Source organism: Paraburkholderia sp. GAS41 (assembly GCF_050436545.1).
Lineage (GTDB): Bacteria > Pseudomonadota > Gammaproteobacteria > Burkholderiales > Burkholderiaceae > Paraburkholderia.
This window is the reverse complement of sequence record NZ_JBNDMK010000032.1, coordinates 67,501-83,332: the sequence shown is the minus strand read 5'-3', so window position 1 is coordinate 83,332 and position 15,832 is coordinate 67,501. Positions and strand designations below refer to the sequence as shown.

The window sequence follows — 15,832 nt, the reverse complement described above, 5'->3', positions numbered from 1 at the left end:
GGCAGGCTGATAGCGGTCCGCAGTCAGCGGATCCAAATCAATTACCCATTGATCTTCAATAACATACGGAGGTGTGCATTATGTCTCGTGTCCGCATGGACCGGCGATCAGCACGCTGACCTTCTCATCGATAAAGCGGCAGGTCGCCAGATCATGAACGACAGCACGATTGAGATTGGGCAGGCGGTCGAAGTCGAAACCTTCCAGTGTCTTCTGGCCACGGAAGTTCGCGCGGCGCATGCGGGCGTCGAGCTTGCGATGATCGCGCCGTGCGATCTCGTCCTGGATGAGCAACGTCAGGAAGTCGGTATAGGCGAGCTTGCGGTCGATGGCTTCACGGTTGCGCGCTTCGAGCGTGTCGAGGATGCCGGACAGTCGCAATTGCTTGAGGGAAGACGTGAGTTCGGGAATTGGATTCATGTTCAATGGATCAGGAGGGTCTGGGTATCACGGCAGAAGCGGCCGCCGTGGGTATAAGTGGTCGCGCCCGATTCAACGGGTTCGGTCGACAGCCAGCTCTGGTCGAGACCTTTCTGCAGGATCAGCTTGACGGCTTTGTAGCTTGGCGTGCCGAAGTGATTCGCGCGACGGCAGGCCGCCTCCAGGCGAGACGCGCCGAACTGCTGGGCGAAGCGCAGCACGCCCTGTACGGCGCGCAGCGTGATGAGAACCTGATCGCCGAAGAGCGCGTGAACAAGCGCGTAGCAGGACGGCCCGATACGTTGCGCTTCTCTCAGGCACCATTGGGTGTCGTGCAGTTGCCAGGCCTGTGCTGCTGGCGGCATGTGATCGGCCACCGTGCTGCGCGTTCCTGGCGCAGACTGGCGGACATGCGATGCCGACAGTTCGTGCTCGTAGTAGAGCTGCACCATGGTGGCGGTTGCCTTGAGCCACAGATCTTTACCGGCAAGCCGGAACGGCACGGAATAGTAGGCACGCTGAAACTGCACATGGGCGTCGCGATGAACCTTCACGCGCGCCCAGGTTGCCCGCTCGGGCGGCACATCGGGAAGCGGCAGCAACAGCGCCTGTTCGACGTCTTCGAAACGCTTGAGCGGCACCTCGCGCGTCGTCCCATGCGTCCGGGTGCTGGCCTCGTGCATCACCCAGGCTTGCGCTTGCCGGTTGGCGTCATCAAGATCACGAAATTCGCGAAGAGGAAGGAAGCTCGACTTCACGTATTTGACGCCCGATTCGACAATTCCTTTTTTAGCCGGGTCCCTCGGCGGACACGGATCGACCTTGAACGAATACCCTTCGGCGCATTGCGCGTAGGCCCGCTGGACTTCGGGTTCGTAGATACAGGCCTTGACGATGGCACACTTGGGATTGTCGATGATGACGCGTGCGACCACGCCGTTGAACCACTCGAAGGCATGGCGATGACACAGTAACCACGTGTCGACACTCTGGTCGCGGACAAATTCAACGTACTGATGCCGTGACCAGCACAGCGTCATCACGAAGAACCACGTCTTATGGATCTCGCCGGTGTGCGCATCGGTGATGGTCGGACCTGCGCCGAAATCCACCTGTGCGGCATCAGCAGGTTTGAACTCCAGCCGCATCGGTACCTCCGGCGTGAGCTCCGCCTTCAACTGCTGAAGCAGCCTGTATACGGATGAGTAGCTTCCCTCGTAGCCGTGGTTGCGCACCAGCGCGCTGTGAATCGTCGTGCCGGGGACGCCCGCGTCGTGCCACTGGGCAATCTGCTCGCGCCACGGTTCGGCCGACGAGATACAGCTCGCCGGCAGGAACTCCTTGCGACTAAACGCTGTAGCGAGCTGCGCGTCATCCGGCAGAGCGCTGCCCGGAGAAAGCCATCCGCGTTCGGTTGCGATCTCCCGCACGGCTGCCAGCTTCTTACGACCCATGATCTTCGACCGGTCGATATCCCGGTCGGAGTCACCCTGGCGCATTCGCACCAGAACCTGTCGATATTGGTACATCTCGAACTTCCTCTTCAAGCCACCCTCCGGAGCAAATGCGTGTCGGGAGGGTAGCGGTTGGCGAAGTTCGAGCGCCCGACTCAGACGCCAGTGGCGCCTTTACGGCGAAAATCTACTGGCGCCTATACGCCGAAAGACTTGTGGCGCCCTAACGCCGAAAAGTCCCTGGCGCCTTTATGCCGAAAACGGTTTGGCTCCTTAACGGCGAAAGTTCACACCCGCGCAAGCCGAAGGATAAGGCGAAGGTCGAGGTCGGCGTGCAGATCGTCGAACGCTGGATTCTCGCGCGCCTCCGGAATCACCGGTTCTACAGTCTGGCCGAACTGAACAAGGCGATCGCCGGCTTGATCAATGATCTGAATACGCGACCGTTCAAGAAGCTCGATGGCACTCGACGCGAGTGGTTCGAGCGGCTCGACAAACCGGCGCTGCGCCCGCTGCCGACGCGTCGCTACGAAATCGCCACCTTCAAAAAATGTCGCGTCAACATCGACTCGCATATCGAGATCGATGACCACTACTACAGCGCGCCGCATAGCCTTGTGCGTCAGGAAGTCCACGCGCGCGTGACACGCTACGGCGTGGAAATCCTGCATGGCGGCAAACGCGTTGCCGCCCACGCTCGCAGTCGGCTCAAGGGGAAGTACACCACCGTGGCCGAGCATATGCCTGCGGCTTACCGCGCCCACATGGAATGGACCCCGAGCCGGTTGCTGAACTGGGGCGCATCGATCGGCGTCAGCGCCGAGGCGATCGTCAGGCATTTGCTGACGAACCGTCCGCACCCGGAAATGGGATACCGCGCCTGCCTGGGCCTGCTGTCGCTGTCGCGCAAGTACGGCAAGGAGCGACTGGAAGCGGCGTGCCAGCGCGCACTCGTGATTGGCGCGCCGACCCAGCGGTCCGTGCGCACCATCCTGCAAACCGGCTCCGACAAGCAGCCGCTGCCACAAAGCGGGGCCATCGAATGGCAGTCGCCCCTGCACGAGAATGTGCGAGGGGCCAAGTATTACCACTGACCGTAGGAGGTCACGATGTTGATGCAGCAAACCCTCTCCCAGCTCAAGGCCCTCAAGCTGGATGGCATGGCTCGCGCGTTCGAGGAACAGGCGGCGTTGACGGCCAGCACGAGCCTGTCGTTCGACGAGCGCTTCGGCATGGTCGTGGATCGCGAGATCGCCTGGCGCGATACGCGGCGGCTCGAGCGATTGCTCAAGTCTGCGAAACTCAAGAATCCCCAGGCTTGCATTGAGGACATCGAATACCGGCAGAGCCGTGGTCTCGATAAAGGCGTCGTCGCCACGCTCGCCAGCTGTGACTGGATCCGCAATGCACAGAACCTCATCCTGACGGGGCCAACTGGCGCCGGAAAAACATGGGTTGCCTGCGCCTTCGGCCAGCAGGCCTGCCGACAAGGCTTCTCCGTGCTGTACGTGCGCGTCGCCCGGCTGTTCGAGGAATTGAAGATCGCCCACGGCGACGGCAGCTTCACACGTCGGCTTGCGCAGCTCGCAAAGATGGACATCTTGTTGCTCGATGACTGGGGATTGCAGGACGTCGACCAGGGCGCGCGGAACGACCTCCTCGAAGTGCTCGACGATCGCGTCGGCACGCGATCCACGATCATTACCAGCCAATTGCCCCTTGAGCACTGGCACGCCTGGCTGCAAGACCCGACTCTCGCCGACGCGATACTCGACCGCCTCGTCCATCAAGCTCACAAGCTTGCATTGAAGGGCGATTCGATGCGCAAGAAGAACGCACCCGATCAAAAAGTAGCCTGATCTCGAACACCCGAAGTACAATCTAAGCACTACGCAGCACCTCCCTCCTGGCCTGTTCGACTTCACCGAAACGGGCGTTCAACTTCCCCGAAATACGCAATCGCGAACCGTCAAGCGAGCGCCAAACTCGGCCAGCAGGGGCGGTTGGCGACGAGTTCGTGCTAATGGATGGACGCTCTGTGAGCAATTCACCCCTCCTTTCATGCATCTCACGCCGCAAATCCGCATTTCGTCGCGCGCAGCTTGCGCCAAAGAACAAGCATTGCCAAACTCCCGGCTGTGTGATGAACATAACTCTCCCCAAGCCTCCACAGTGCCACCGCCGAATGCTGACGATGCCCAATCACCGCGTCACCACCCGCCTGCTCCGGAACTTCGTCCAGATCACTGCTCCAGTCACCCTTGCCTGTGCGTGGGTATACAGCTCGGTGTACGCCGAACCATTCAAGGCCGACCTCAGCTACGCGTTTGTTGTTGTGTTAATTACGCAATTGCTGATTCGGGGCGGGCGAATCGGCTTTTCGCGATTGCTGTGCCGCCAGAGGCCTCAGTCAGGAGCTTGGCCAGGCTGGGGCTTGATGGCACCGTGGATCGTCCTGTCGGTCGTCTTCGGATATTTTGCTGGTATCACGCTTGTCGATCTGCTGATGGGAGGCCACCCGATAAGAGCGATTCCGCTATCCGGCGGACGAGATGCGCCGCTCAACATTGCGCTTGCTTTAGTGCCGGCGGCCTTCGCCTCCTACATCCTGTATGCTCGCGGTCGCATCGCATCGAGCGAGTTGCGAGCGCAGAGCGCGCTGCGCAGTGCGGCTGAGCACCGGTTGAAGCTGCTGGAGTCACAACTAGAACCGCACATGCTGTTCAACACGCTCGCAAATCTGCGCGTGCTGATCGCGACCAATCCTCATCACGCTCAAGGCATGCTCGATCAGTTGGTCGCCTTTTTGAGGGCCACGCTCGAAGGCTCCCGTAGGGCTTCGCATCCTTTGAATTCCGAATACCAGCGCATTGCCGACTATTTAGCGCTGATGAAGGTCCGAATGGGAGCGCGTCTTACCACAATGCTCGACTTACCAGACGCGATCGCCGACATTCAGGTTCCGCCGCTCCTACTGCAGCCGCTCGTCGAGAATGCAATTAAGCACGGGCTCGAACCGAAAATCGAAGGCGGCTGTGTGGAGGTAACAGCCCAGCGTCATGGAGATTGGCTAATATTGCGGGTGCGCGACACAGGCGTAGGAATTCGAACCGGCACCCCGAACCGCGGTGGCTCTCACTTCGGTGTGGAGCAGGTACGTGATCGCCTCACCGTGCTGTATGGCACTGCTGCATCGTTGACGCTGACTGCGGCGGCAGACGACGCCGGTGGTACGCTAGCGACCGTATCACTACCATTTTCCGGATAGATCCAATAACTGCCAAGGACTGTCTACCTCCGAGGGAGATCGTCGCATTTGAGAATGTCTGCCTCGCTATCAATAGACGAAGTCCTCTCGAAGCCGGCACTCAATATATCTATAAGAAATCCGTCACCCCACCTTTCGACCAAGTGGGACTAGTTCGCGCCGCACACGCTGCCCCTTTCACTGTCGGCGAAATTCATCGTCTCCGAAGCGGTTTTTGGGTTGGCAGATGGTCTCCATTCGCGAACAGCGCTGGTCAACACTCGTCAATGGTCTGACATTGCAATAGAGATGGTGGGCGTCGCCTACGACATTGCGATATTCGCATCCACGATGCGCCAAATACCTTTGGCGCGCCGCCAGAAGAATAGTAGGGCAAACCTGATAACCCAACGTTCGAGAGTCTGCGGTGGGCAGTTCGAGGCCGAGCTCCTTCAACTTGTCGTACACGTTTGCTTGAGTCATGACATGTCCTGGTTAATGAGAAAGAGGTGGCGATCTCAGACGCGAGCACTAATCAGGGCCGCGAGGCGGGCAACACCTTCATCGATCTTTGCCGGCGGCACCGTGACGAACGACAGACGCAGCGTGTTGTGCTGTGCCTCATTGGCGTAGAAAGGGCCGCCCGGTACGAAGGCCACGTTTTGCGCGACCGATTCCTCGAGCAGCTTCATGCTGTCGATATGCGCCGGTAACTTGACCCACACGAACATACCGCCTTCCGGCTGGTTCCAGCTTACGCCTTGCGGCATGAAGCGTTCGAGCGCCGACAACATGGCGGCGCACTGATCGCGATATAGCGCGCGAATGGTCGGAATGTGCGTGTCGAGGAAACCGTCCTTGATCACCTCGTGGACGATGCGCTGCGTGAAGCTTGGCGTGTGCAGGTCGGTGGCCTGCTTGGCCTGAACCAGTTTGAAGTGCAATTCCTCGGGCGCAATGATGTAGCCGATGCGCAGGCCCGGCGCGAGCACCTTTGAGAACGAACCGAGATGCACGATGTGGTTAGGTGCCATCGAGAGCATGGTGGGCAGTGGTTCGCCCGCATAGTCGAGCGCGCCGTACGGGTCGTCTTCAATGATCGGGAACGGGGCCGTCTGCGCCATCGCGGCCAGCGCACGGCGGCGCTCGAGCGGCAGGCGGCGGCCGGTCGGATTCTGGAAGTTCGGCTGAGCGTAAAGCAGGCGGGCGCCGGCGGTCAGCTCAGGGGTGAGCGCCTCGGGGATCAGGCCGTTGTCGTCGGTGGCCACCTGAACGTAGCGCGGCTCATACATGGAGAACGACTGCAGCGCACCCAGGTAGGTCGGCGTTTCGACCAGCACGGGGCTGTCCGGGCAGATCAGCACCTTGCCGAGCAGATCGAGCGCCTGCTGCGAACCGGTGGTGATCAACACCTGCGACGCGCGGATTTGCGCGCCGTTCACGGAGTAGCGCGCGGCGATCCATTCGCGCAGCGGCAAATAGCCCTCGGTGGCGCTGTACTGGAGCGCAGCGGCGGGTGAATCGCGCAGGACGCGGTCTGATGCCTCGCGCATCTCTTCAGCGGGGAAGGTAGCGGGCGACGGCAGACCGCCTGCGAACGAAATAACTTCCGGCCGTTCAGTGACCTTCAGAATTTCCCGAATCGCCGAGCTGGTCAGCTTACGTGCGCGTTCGGACAGTTGCCACGTGGGGGCTTGAAGGTCGCTTTGATCCATGGTTTCCTCGATAGTTGTTATTTGATAAAATCCTTAAACCGCTTTCGATATCGCGCCTGCCACTGGTCCGCGCGTTTTCGGGTGGTAAGGAAGAGCTCAACGCTTCGCCATCTGGCTGCACCCCTTGCGTCACGGATGATGCTTGCATTCACATCGGCATCGCTACCGATATTTCGGCACGCAATACAGCAGTGCCACGCCACGGAGAAGAAAAGGAATCCCATGCATCGACAGTTCTGACTAGCTCACGTGCCTCACGTACCGAGAAAAGTGAAGTCGTTACCGCCTAGCATGAATGCTTACTGGCCATCATTGACAGCAAATCCTGCATTTCGATTAAAGCTAATTGCTTGGTCGTCTTGAGCGCGACAACGTTGTCCGCTGAGATTGAACTGCCGCGCGGCGAGTCAAAGTAACTGCCAGCAAGGCCCTAAACCAATCTTCACTCGAAGTTCTTCTTCGTCAATGTCGTAGCGCATGTCTGGCAAAGAGATGTGAAAGTGCGGCCTCAAAGTCAAAACGTCAATTCGCGACTCTCAGTAAGCACTGAAATGCCAAACCGCGTACCACATCGATTAGCGGCTAAAACAGCTTGAACTTTAACTACCGTGGTACCCCACGGACTTGATGCTAATTGCATGCAAGCACCAGTACTAGAGAAACGCCTTCATTAATCGCTCATGCTAAGAGAGCATAGGGTTGAGGTCGAAATAAAGCAACGCATAAGCTATGACTCGAGGTGATGCCACCCTTGCGGGCCAAATACTGGAATTCGAGGTGCCCATTGCGCGCGCGGAGCTCGCCGAGATGATATCAAATCACCGTCGCAAGCCGTGCCGGAGTAGTTGGCATTTGACCATTTCCCATCCAAACCGTGCGTGCCCCGGGGGCCTTTCGTCGCTCGTATCATCAAAGGCGAAAGCGCTGCCTCGAGGCCCCACCGAACAGGAATAGTTGCGTCACCATCTCGGCAAGTAGAAGTTAGTAAGTGGAGTTGACCCTGTAACTCAGGACACTCGGACACTGAACCGCCCCGGATTTTGAGGAGGCTCCAACCTCTGAGAAGATGGAGCCATGAACAAGTCGAACAAGTTTTCACCTGAGTCCCGTGAGCGCGCCGTGCGCATGGTGCAGGAGCACCGCGGAGAGTACCCGTCGCTTTGGGCTGCGGTGGAGTCAATTGCGCCCAAGATCGGCTGCGTGCCGCAGACCCTGTTGGTATGGGTCAAGCGCCAGGAGGTTGATACCGGGGTGCGTGAAGGCGTGACCACGACCGAGACCCAGCGCGTCAAAGATCTGGAGCGCGAGGTCAAGGAGTTGCGCCGGGCCAACGAGATCCTGAAGCTGGCGAGCGCTTTTTTCGCGCAGGCGGAACTCGACCGCCGACTCAAGTGATGAGGGATTTCATCGACGCGCACCGCGGTACTCATGGGGTCGAGCCGATCTGCAAAGTGCTGCAGATTGCCCCGTCGGGTTACCGCCGTTACGCAGCCCAGCAGCGGGACCCCACACTGCGACCGGCGCGTGCTCGACGCGACGAAGAACTGGTGCCTCAGATCGAGCGTGTCTGGCAGGCCAACATGCAGGTCTACGGCGCTGATAAGGTCTGGCGTCAGTTGGGCCGTGAGGGTATTGCGGTCGCGCGATGCACCGTCGAACGACTGATGCGTCGTCAGGGACTGCGCGGTGTGATGCGCGGCAAGTTGGTGCGCACGACGATCAGCAACGATAAGGTTTCCTATCCGCTGGACCGGGTCAATCGGCAGTTCCGGGCGGAGCGACCGAACCAGTTGTGGGTTTCGGATTTCACCTATGGTACGCCCAGCCAGCGTAGCCCGCCCGTATGGGGGTAAAGCTGCTTGAGCATGTTTGGAATGCAGGACTCCGGAGGAGTTGGCGTTGCAGTACCGGGGTATGCCCTTCCTCTGCTGCGAGAGGAAGTGAGCCGAAGCGGCGGTGACTTGCCGACACTGGCAAGGTGACGAAGTCCGTGGGAAACGGAGCTTGAGGCGAAGCGGTTACGCCAAGATGAGCTTCTAGGCTGAGCATGGGACGGTTGAGGAACACGAACCTGTTTAAACGCATCTGAGGGTTGAAATGTCACCCTTGCCCACACCGCTTCATGGGCAGGACGCGGACTGCGGCCGGTCACACATAAGGCCCGGCGGCACGAATACTGACTGGATATGTATGCTGGTCAGCATGGAACCACGGGGAGCGCGCAGCTAGACCGTGGTGTGCGCGACGACTTGCGGCAAGCAAGGATAAAGACTGCGACAGGCAACCTCGCCCATGCGTTGAGTCCAGCATGTGAACTGGGGAAGGCTTGCACAGATGTTAAGGGAGTGTGCCCCCGATGATGTGCAGGCTGACGGAGCCTCCGTAGTAGTCCGAGGTCGGGAAAGCCGGCCACATGGCGAAGGGGGGCAGTTTAAGTGGTTTGCTGGGTTGATTAACTGACCATAGTGAGGTGAAGACCTTTGATAATCAGTGAAATGCAAAGCAAACTGGCGACATGGTCGACGGAGAACAGAGGACGCAAGTTCGATCGACTCCTGAGACTGATTGCTGACAAGGATTGGCTGAGTGAAGCGGCTCGTATTACGCTGGCATCCAGCGGAGCCCGCACGCCGGGCGTTGACGGAGTCGACAGACGCACGCTGGAAGCAAATCTCCAGCATGAACTGGCGACGATACGCGAAGAGCTATTGGCGGGCTCGTATAGTCCGCTGCCTGCACGACGCGTGTATATACCGAAAGCGAACGGCAAGCTCAGGCCACTTGGCATTCCGAGCCTGCGGGATCGGATCGTGCAGCGGGCCATGCTGATGGCGATGGAGCCGATATGGGAGAGCGATTTCCACCCGGCTTCATATGGCTTTAGGCCTGCCCGTAGCGTACATCACGCAATTCGCACGGTGAAGCTTCAGTTGCAGGACGGTGGCGAACAAAGTGTCGCCGGACGCTGGGTTATAGAGGGCGACCTCGCCAGCTACTTCGACACCGTTCATCATCGTCTGCTTCTGAAGGGAATCCGCAAGCGCATTGCCGACCAGCGTTTCCTTGCCCTGCTTTGGAAGTTCATCAAGGCGGGCTGCGTTGATCGTGATCTGTTTCGTGCCGCGAGTGAAGGCGTTCCCCAGGGCGGTGTCATCTCACCCCTGTTATCCAACATCATGTTGCACGAATTTGATGCGTGGATGGAGAGGAACTATCTGAGCAAGAAGGTGCGGAAGGATCGGTGGGCGTGGAACTTCGCGATTCTCAAGCAGCGTTCGATTACTGTTCGAGAAAACCGGCAGTGGAAACCAGCTATCGCCTACTGTCGGTATGCAGATGACTTTGTGATCGTGGTCAAGGGAACTCGCGAACATGCCGAGGCAGTGCGCGAAGCATGCCGTGAGTTCCTCGAAGGCGAACTGAAGCTCACGCTGAATATGGAGAAGACCCATATCACACACGTGAACGATGGCTTCGTGTTCCTCGGTCACCGCATCATCCGCAAGCGTGGACCACGCGGCCGCATGCGGCCGGTGACGACGATTCCGTGGGAGAAGTATCGGGGCTTTGCCGAGCGGCTAGTCAAGCAACTGTCGGGCAACTACGGCATGAACCGGATGGACCTGATGGAAAGCCTGAACCGGCAGATCACCGGCTGGGCTGCCTTCTACCAATACACCGACTTCACGGCCACCATGTTCAGAAAACTGGACCGCACGGTCTTCTGGAAATTCGGCTACTGGCTCGCGCGCAGGTATCGGCGCGGGTTCAGGTCGCTGATGCGCGATCATGTGCGTGCGCCAGAACCGGGACAGGCCAAGACATGGCTGCTTCAAGGCCAGAATAGTCGGGGTTGGTATGGGACGGTGGCGCTTCGGCGTCTTGTTACCAGTCGGAAGAGCCAGTTCAGGTGGCGTAGCCCGTCGGAAAATCCGTACATCATGCGCGACGAGACACGCAGCAACATCGAATCGCGCTATGCCGATGTCGCCTTTGCTATGAGCAACGCTTGAATGGAGAGCCGGATGCGCTGAGAGGTGCAAGTCCGGTTCGGGGAGGAGAGGCCGGGAGATAGCTCGACTACGCCCGGTCTCTTACTCCACTATCGACCTGGCAGGGCTGGCTGTACGTGGCCTTTGTGATCGACGTCTTCGCCCGGCGCATTGTTGGCTGGCGCGTCAGCAGTTCGATGCGTACGGACTTTGTACTCGATGCATTGGAACAGGCACTCTGGGCACGCCAACCAGAGCGGGACAGCCGCTTGATCCACCATTCGGACAGGGGATCGCAATACGTATCTATTCGCTATAGCGAGCGCCTGGCCGAGGCCGGCATCGAACCGTCGGTGGGCAGCAAGGGTGACAGCTACGACAACGCCCTGGCAGAGACTATCAATGGGCTCTATAAAGCCGAGCTGATTCATCGTCGAGCGCCTTGGAAGACCAAAGAGGCCGTGGAGTTCGCCACACTGGAATGGGTGTCATGGTTCAACAATCATCGACTGCTGGAACCCATCGGTTACATCTCCCCGGCCGAAGCTGAGGCAAACTACTACCGGCAACTCGGCAACCAAGCTGTCCCAATGGCAGCGTAACTTAAACCCAACAGCCTCCACTGAAACCGGGGCGGTTCACACCGTTAGGTTGATGATGCAGCGGTTCGCCGAAACTCCCGGGGGGAACGGTACTTCAGTGCCTTATGCGGGTAGCGTTCGTTGTAATGCTCAAAGGCGCCGGCCAGATGCGAGAGCGCTGTTGGCACATCAGGCTTGTGCATAAAGGCAATGTAATCGTGCTTGATTGTCTTCACGAACGACTCGGCCATGCCGTTATCGTAAGTCAGCAACTGCTTGCCGTGATGACGGTTGCGCGACCGTAACGGTCGAGATCACCCATCCATTTCATCCCCTACGGGGTACCCGAGTCCAGCTGGTTACTCGCCGCCAGAACTGGGGAGAGGATCGTGTCATGTTCTATGACGAACATGGCCGGCTGGTATCGATACTGGCTTCATGGACTGATGTGGACGAGCCGGACGCGTTCGCTCAGACCGCAGCGGGACGCTCCGAGTTTCGTGTCGATGACCTTCGAAGGCTGCGCGCGCTGATTGACGACCTGAGGCCGGAGGTCCTCGGTCGTGTCAAGTAAATTACGCCGCCTGTGTAAGCTAAATAACGCCGCGACAGTCGCGCAGACACTTGACGGACGTGACGATTGTATGGCTATTTTGCCGAAATGGTTACGTTCCCGTGTCTGGTCTGGCCTTGACATTGGTGTATTATCGGCATATTTTAAATTACACATCTCAAGCCGGCGCAGCGACCTTGACCAAGCTCGATTCGAAGCAGGACCGCCTCAGGCACCTCGGCGTGCTGAACCCTCATCCCGAGCGGGTGCGGGCTCCCTGGTTTCAATCGAACGATTTCTTCGATGCCCGCGATCTGATCCAGGTCAAGTACGAGATGCTGCGCCACGTCAGCGTCGATGGCGCCTCGAAGGCCGACGCTGCAGAACTGTTCGGCGTGTCCCGCCCGACTTTTTATCAGGCCGAGGCAGCATTTGCGCGCGATGGGCTGGCCGGACTTATGCCGAAGCCGCGTGGACCCAAGGGCGCACACAAACTCAATCTCGAGGCAATGGCCTTCGTCGAACGACATCTCGAAGGCGATGGCTCCATTCACGCCCGCGCACTAGCCGAGCAACTGGAATCCGAGCTTGGCATCTCGGTCCACCCGCGCAGCATCGAACGCGCGATTGCGCGCAAAAAAAAACCGTAGAGCCATCCGTCGCCGCCCATCCCCTCGAGCAAGCCTTGACGGCTGCCTACGAGGCGCTACGCGACGCGGTGATAGAAGGTGCCCCGTGCCCCGAGGGTATGGCGGCGATTCGTTATCACGGCATGCTGCATGGGCTTCCCATGCTTGCGATGACGGCCCCTGCGACCAGCGACGCTCCTGCATCTCGCAGCGAGAAATGCGTGGGCGCACTCCCAGCCAGCGACGAATTGGTACGTCTGTTGGCCAATCTCGTTCTGCGCACCCATTCGGAGCTCGCCCATGTCTACTGAGCTGTATCAGAAAGTCACGCCCGGCCACTTGCGGCGTGATGCCTTCCTTTACGTACGGCAATCGTCGCTGCGTCAGGTCTTCGAGAACACCGAGAGTACGAAACGCCAGTACGCATTACGCGAGCGTGCCGTATCGCCGGGCTGGCCCATCGAACGCGTGCACGTTATCGACAGCGACCTTGGTCTGTCCGGCGCAAGCGCAGAACACCGGGACGGCTTCCAGCAACTGGTATCGGAGGTCGCCATCGGTCACGCCGGCATCGTACTCGGACTGGAGGTGTCACGTCTCGCGCGCAACAACGCAGACTGGCATCGTCTCATCGAACTTGCCGCATTGACCCACACCAAGGTAAGCGGCAGGCTTGAACCGTACTACGTATGTCATGACGTCGCTGCCCATGACGCCGGCAAACCGTGCCAGTTGGTACGTGGACGAGCAATTGATGATGCCATCAGCGCATTACTGCTTCAGACGGTTGGGCCGGCAGCCATCGAAGTGGCGCTCGCGGTCGAGGACGAGATCGCCGGACGTATTGAACAGGCCAACTCCATGCGCCTTAAGCAACTGGAGCGCGCGCGTTACGAAGCCGAGCTCGCCCGCCGTCGCTACATGAATGTTGATCCAGCAAACCGGATGGTTGCCGATGCGCTTGAAGCGGACTGGAATGATCGCCTTCGTCGACTGGACGTACTACAGCAGGATCACGAACGCCAACGCCGATCGGATCAGGATCTGCTTGGCGATCAGGCTCGCGCGCGCATTCGGGATCTCGCGGATGACTTCGTCGTTGTGTGGAACGACAGACGTATCGAATCGGTCGAGCGCAAGCGTATGCTAAGACTGCTCATTGAAGACGCCACCCTTGTGAAGTCGGAGAAGGTCTCAATCCATGTGCGCTTCCGCGGCGGCCGCACGACCTCACTCACAGTCGACAAACCCAGGTCGATGGCACTTGTACGCAAGACACAACCGGCGGTCGTAACCGTCATCGATGGGCTTCTGGAAACGTGCACCGATCAGCAGGTCGCCACACGACTCAACGAGCTCGGATATACAAACTGGCAGCACCAGACATTTACCGCCAGGAAGGTGGCGTTGGTACGGACCGCCTATGGGCTGCCGAGTCGATTTGAGCGACTGCGCTCGCGCGGTCTGCTCACCGGCGCCGAGCTCGCCACGCAGCTCAAGGTTAGCCAAACCACGATCCACCAATGGGGACGGCAAGGGCTTCTACGACGGCACGTTTACGGGCATGATCACCGGTGCCTATACGAACCTCTGGGCAATGTCGTGCTCGTCAGAGGTATTGGTGGACGCAAAGCAACGCGGCCAATCTTCATTGCCGCTCCAACTCCCGGACAAGGTGCAATGTGAAACCTACTCCTTGTCCTGCGGACGATATACGCGCGCAGGAAGGAATGACGTGCCGTAGTGACGCGCAAAGTCCAGCACGGTGTCGCCGGCGCGAGGTTCATAGCGATCGGGCTCGGCAATCATCGCGCGCGGGTTATCCGGCACGATCAGCTGCGGTACGCCACCATAAAAGGTCAGCGCACGTGCGATGCCGCCCAGCCAGTCCTCCATCGTTTCGGCTGGCGTCGCGCATGCGAACGTGTAACTCGATGCGCCCATGGCTGCCACGAAGATGTGCGCGCGGCGTCCAGTCGTCAGCGGCAACGTGGGACCGGCGAAATCGACAAACAGCTTCTCGCCGGCGCGGTGAATCTGACGCATCGAGCGCTTCAGGCGTTTCGTGAACGCCTTGTAGTGCTCGCAGAACTGCGTATAGCGGTAGGTCTGCCGGTCCGCGAACTCGGCCTGGTACTCCTCCCACAGCAACGTCAGCGTCATGCCCTTGCGACGCAGCTCCTGGTGGATGCGTCCGTAGTCGGGCTGGGCGTAGCCTGCCGGCCCCGTGGGCTTGCCGAGAAGCCGCCGCTCGAGGTCGCCTTCATCCATGTCGCAGGCGCTTGCCCAGTCCAGCCCGGCGGCGCCGGCTAGTCCGATGTACTTCGTGACCACGCCCTTGGATATGCCCAGTGACGCGGCGATCCGATCGTGCGAGAAGCCGCCGTCGAATTTAAGTCGTAAAACGTCCTTGATCATGCGCATGTTCATCCTGTGCGCGGGCATGCTTTCTCCGGCAAAAGCCGGCAAGCATAGCCCGCGTGGTTGATGTCATGCGCAACGCCAATCCTGCCTTCCGGTCCGCTCGGACACGTTCCCGAAATGCCCGGTCACGTTGCCGAAATCGCCGGTCACCATCCCGAAACGGCCGGTCACGTTCATCCGAAATACGCACTTGACGGTGCATCGTGCTTTCCCGATACTCGCAAGTCGATCAAATAGATGATCACATCAATGAATGCTTGCGTGCCGTTTGATGAGCTAAACGCGGATTGCCCTCTTTTGATCACGCAGTTGCTCGATGAACCGAGGGCCTAGATATGGCCATATTCTCGATTGTGCCCCCTTGGGCAAAACGTCGAGACTGATTCCCAGTTCCGGCTGGTAAGCCGCATGATCGTCCGACGAGGGAGAGGCATGACTATGAGCGAGCACCAAAGTTATGCGTAAAGCACCGGGGTGGTATTCACGCAGCGTAAGTGAGCAGAGCCGCAACACCGCGGAAGGCATCCCGTTTGTGCTCCGTGTGATAGTAGCTGGTCTATGCGCTCTTGCCGCGCTTGGAATGGCAGGCGCCATCAGTTACCCTTATTGGGCAACATTTGCCCGTTAATACAAAAGCAAGGGTCGGGTAGTCGCGCGGGTTTTCCATGGACTGGTGCGCCCTAAAGATTCTGCAGGGAAGTAATAAGATCGTGAGTAGGCTCGCGCGTTACGCGCATGCACCTGCATGCATTCTCCCGAGAGACCGAGTCCTTGCCTAACCCCCGAGAGGCGTGTCGATTTTCAAACGCGCTTTCCG

At 59.2% G+C, this 15,832-nt stretch carries 9 protein-coding genes, 6 pseudogenes and 1 other annotated feature; of the genes and pseudogenes, 10 read left to right on the top strand and 5 right to left on the bottom strand.

The genetic code is table 11. From position 1 onward, the window contains the following. Positions 1-90: 90 nt before the first annotated feature. Positions 91-420, bottom strand: a pseudogene (locus P3T43_RS31640) (ATP-binding protein); the annotation flags it as partial. Positions 421-422: 2 nt separating this feature from the next. Continuing rightward, a complete protein-coding gene (gene istA, locus P3T43_RS31635; protein ID WP_429284939.1) occupies positions 423-1,949 on the bottom strand; it encodes an IS21 family transposase in 1,527 nt (508 codons plus the stop codon). Between the two features lie 212 nt (positions 1,950-2,161). On the opposite strand from istA (P3T43_RS31635), the pseudogene P3T43_RS31630 reads away from it, so the two are divergent. From P3T43_RS31630 to P3T43_RS31620, 3 genes and pseudogenes are all read left to right on the top strand, one after another. After that, a pseudogene (locus P3T43_RS31630) lies at positions 2,162-2,968 on the top strand (Mu transposase domain-containing protein); the annotation flags it as partial. Between the two features lie 15 nt (positions 2,969-2,983). Beyond that, positions 2,984-3,733 (top strand): IS21-like element helper ATPase IstB, encoded by a 750-nt coding sequence (gene istB, locus P3T43_RS31625; protein WP_429284934.1) that lies wholly within the window; start codon positions 2,984-2,986, stop codon positions 3,731-3,733. Between the two features lie 326 nt (positions 3,734-4,059). After that, positions 4,060-5,142, top strand: a complete 1,083-nt coding sequence (locus P3T43_RS31620) for a sensor histidine kinase (protein ID WP_429284933.1) — start codon at positions 4,060-4,062, stop codon at positions 5,140-5,142. Between the two features lie 497 nt (positions 5,143-5,639). On the opposite strand, the gene P3T43_RS31615 is transcribed toward P3T43_RS31620, so the two are convergent. Beyond that, positions 5,640-6,836 (bottom strand): PLP-dependent aminotransferase family protein, encoded by a 1,197-nt coding sequence (locus tag P3T43_RS31615; protein ID WP_429284932.1) that lies wholly within the window; start codon positions 6,834-6,836, stop codon positions 5,640-5,642. Between the two features lie 1,074 nt (positions 6,837-7,910). Here P3T43_RS31615 and P3T43_RS31610 point away from each other — a divergent pair. From P3T43_RS31610 to P3T43_RS31600, 3 genes and pseudogenes are all read left to right on the top strand, one after another. Next, positions 7,911-8,650 (top strand): annotated as a pseudogene (locus tag P3T43_RS31610) (IS3 family transposase); the annotation flags it as partial. Continuing rightward, positions 8,189-8,305, top strand: a sequence feature (AL1L pseudoknot). It overlaps the preceding pseudogene by 117 nt. 681 nt (positions 8,651-9,331) lie before the next feature. After that, the gene (ltrA, locus tag P3T43_RS31605) at positions 9,332-10,849 is read left to right on the top strand and encodes a group II intron reverse transcriptase/maturase (RefSeq protein ID WP_429284931.1); all 1,518 of its coding nucleotides are present in this window, start codon (positions 9,332-9,334) and stop codon (positions 10,847-10,849) included. Positions 10,850-10,932: 83 nt separating this feature from the next. After that, positions 10,933-11,430 (top strand): annotated as a pseudogene (locus P3T43_RS31600) (IS3 family transposase); the annotation flags it as partial. 44 nt (positions 11,431-11,474) lie between these two features. Here the strand turns inward: P3T43_RS31600 and P3T43_RS31595 are convergent. Next, a pseudogene (locus tag P3T43_RS31595) lies at positions 11,475-11,666 on the bottom strand (integrase core domain-containing protein); the annotation flags it as partial. On the opposite strand from P3T43_RS31595, the gene P3T43_RS31590 reads away from it, so the two are divergent. Genes P3T43_RS31590 through P3T43_RS31575 form a run of 4 tightly spaced genes read left to right on the top strand, consistent with a single transcriptional unit; the run spans position 11,636 to position 14,277 of the window. Next, the gene (locus P3T43_RS31590) at positions 11,636-11,983 is read left to right on the top strand and encodes a DUF5372 family protein (protein WP_429284930.1); all 348 of its coding nucleotides are present in this window, start codon (positions 11,636-11,638) and stop codon (positions 11,981-11,983) included. The pseudogene P3T43_RS31595 and the gene P3T43_RS31590 overlap by 31 nt on opposite strands. Before the next feature lie 59 nt (positions 11,984-12,042). Beyond that, positions 12,043-12,612: a helix-turn-helix domain-containing protein gene (locus P3T43_RS31585; RefSeq protein ID WP_429284938.1), complete on the top strand. Its 570-nt coding sequence runs from the start codon at positions 12,043-12,045 to the stop codon at positions 12,610-12,612. A 35-nt stretch (positions 12,613-12,647) separates the two neighbouring features. Continuing rightward, the gene (locus P3T43_RS31580; RefSeq protein ID WP_429284929.1) at positions 12,648-12,902 is read left to right on the top strand and encodes a hypothetical protein; all 255 of its coding nucleotides are present in this window, start codon (positions 12,648-12,650) and stop codon (positions 12,900-12,902) included. After that, positions 12,892-14,277 (top strand): recombinase family protein, encoded by a 1,386-nt coding sequence (locus tag P3T43_RS31575; protein ID WP_429284928.1) that lies wholly within the window; start codon positions 12,892-12,894, stop codon positions 14,275-14,277. The genes P3T43_RS31580 and P3T43_RS31575 overlap by 11 nt, the downstream gene beginning before the upstream one ends. A 9-nt stretch (positions 14,278-14,286) precedes the next feature. Here the strand turns inward: P3T43_RS31575 and istA (P3T43_RS31570) are convergent. After that, a pseudogene (istA, locus tag P3T43_RS31570) lies at positions 14,287-15,015 on the bottom strand (IS21 family transposase); the annotation flags it as partial. Positions 15,016-15,832: the final 817 nt, after the last annotated feature.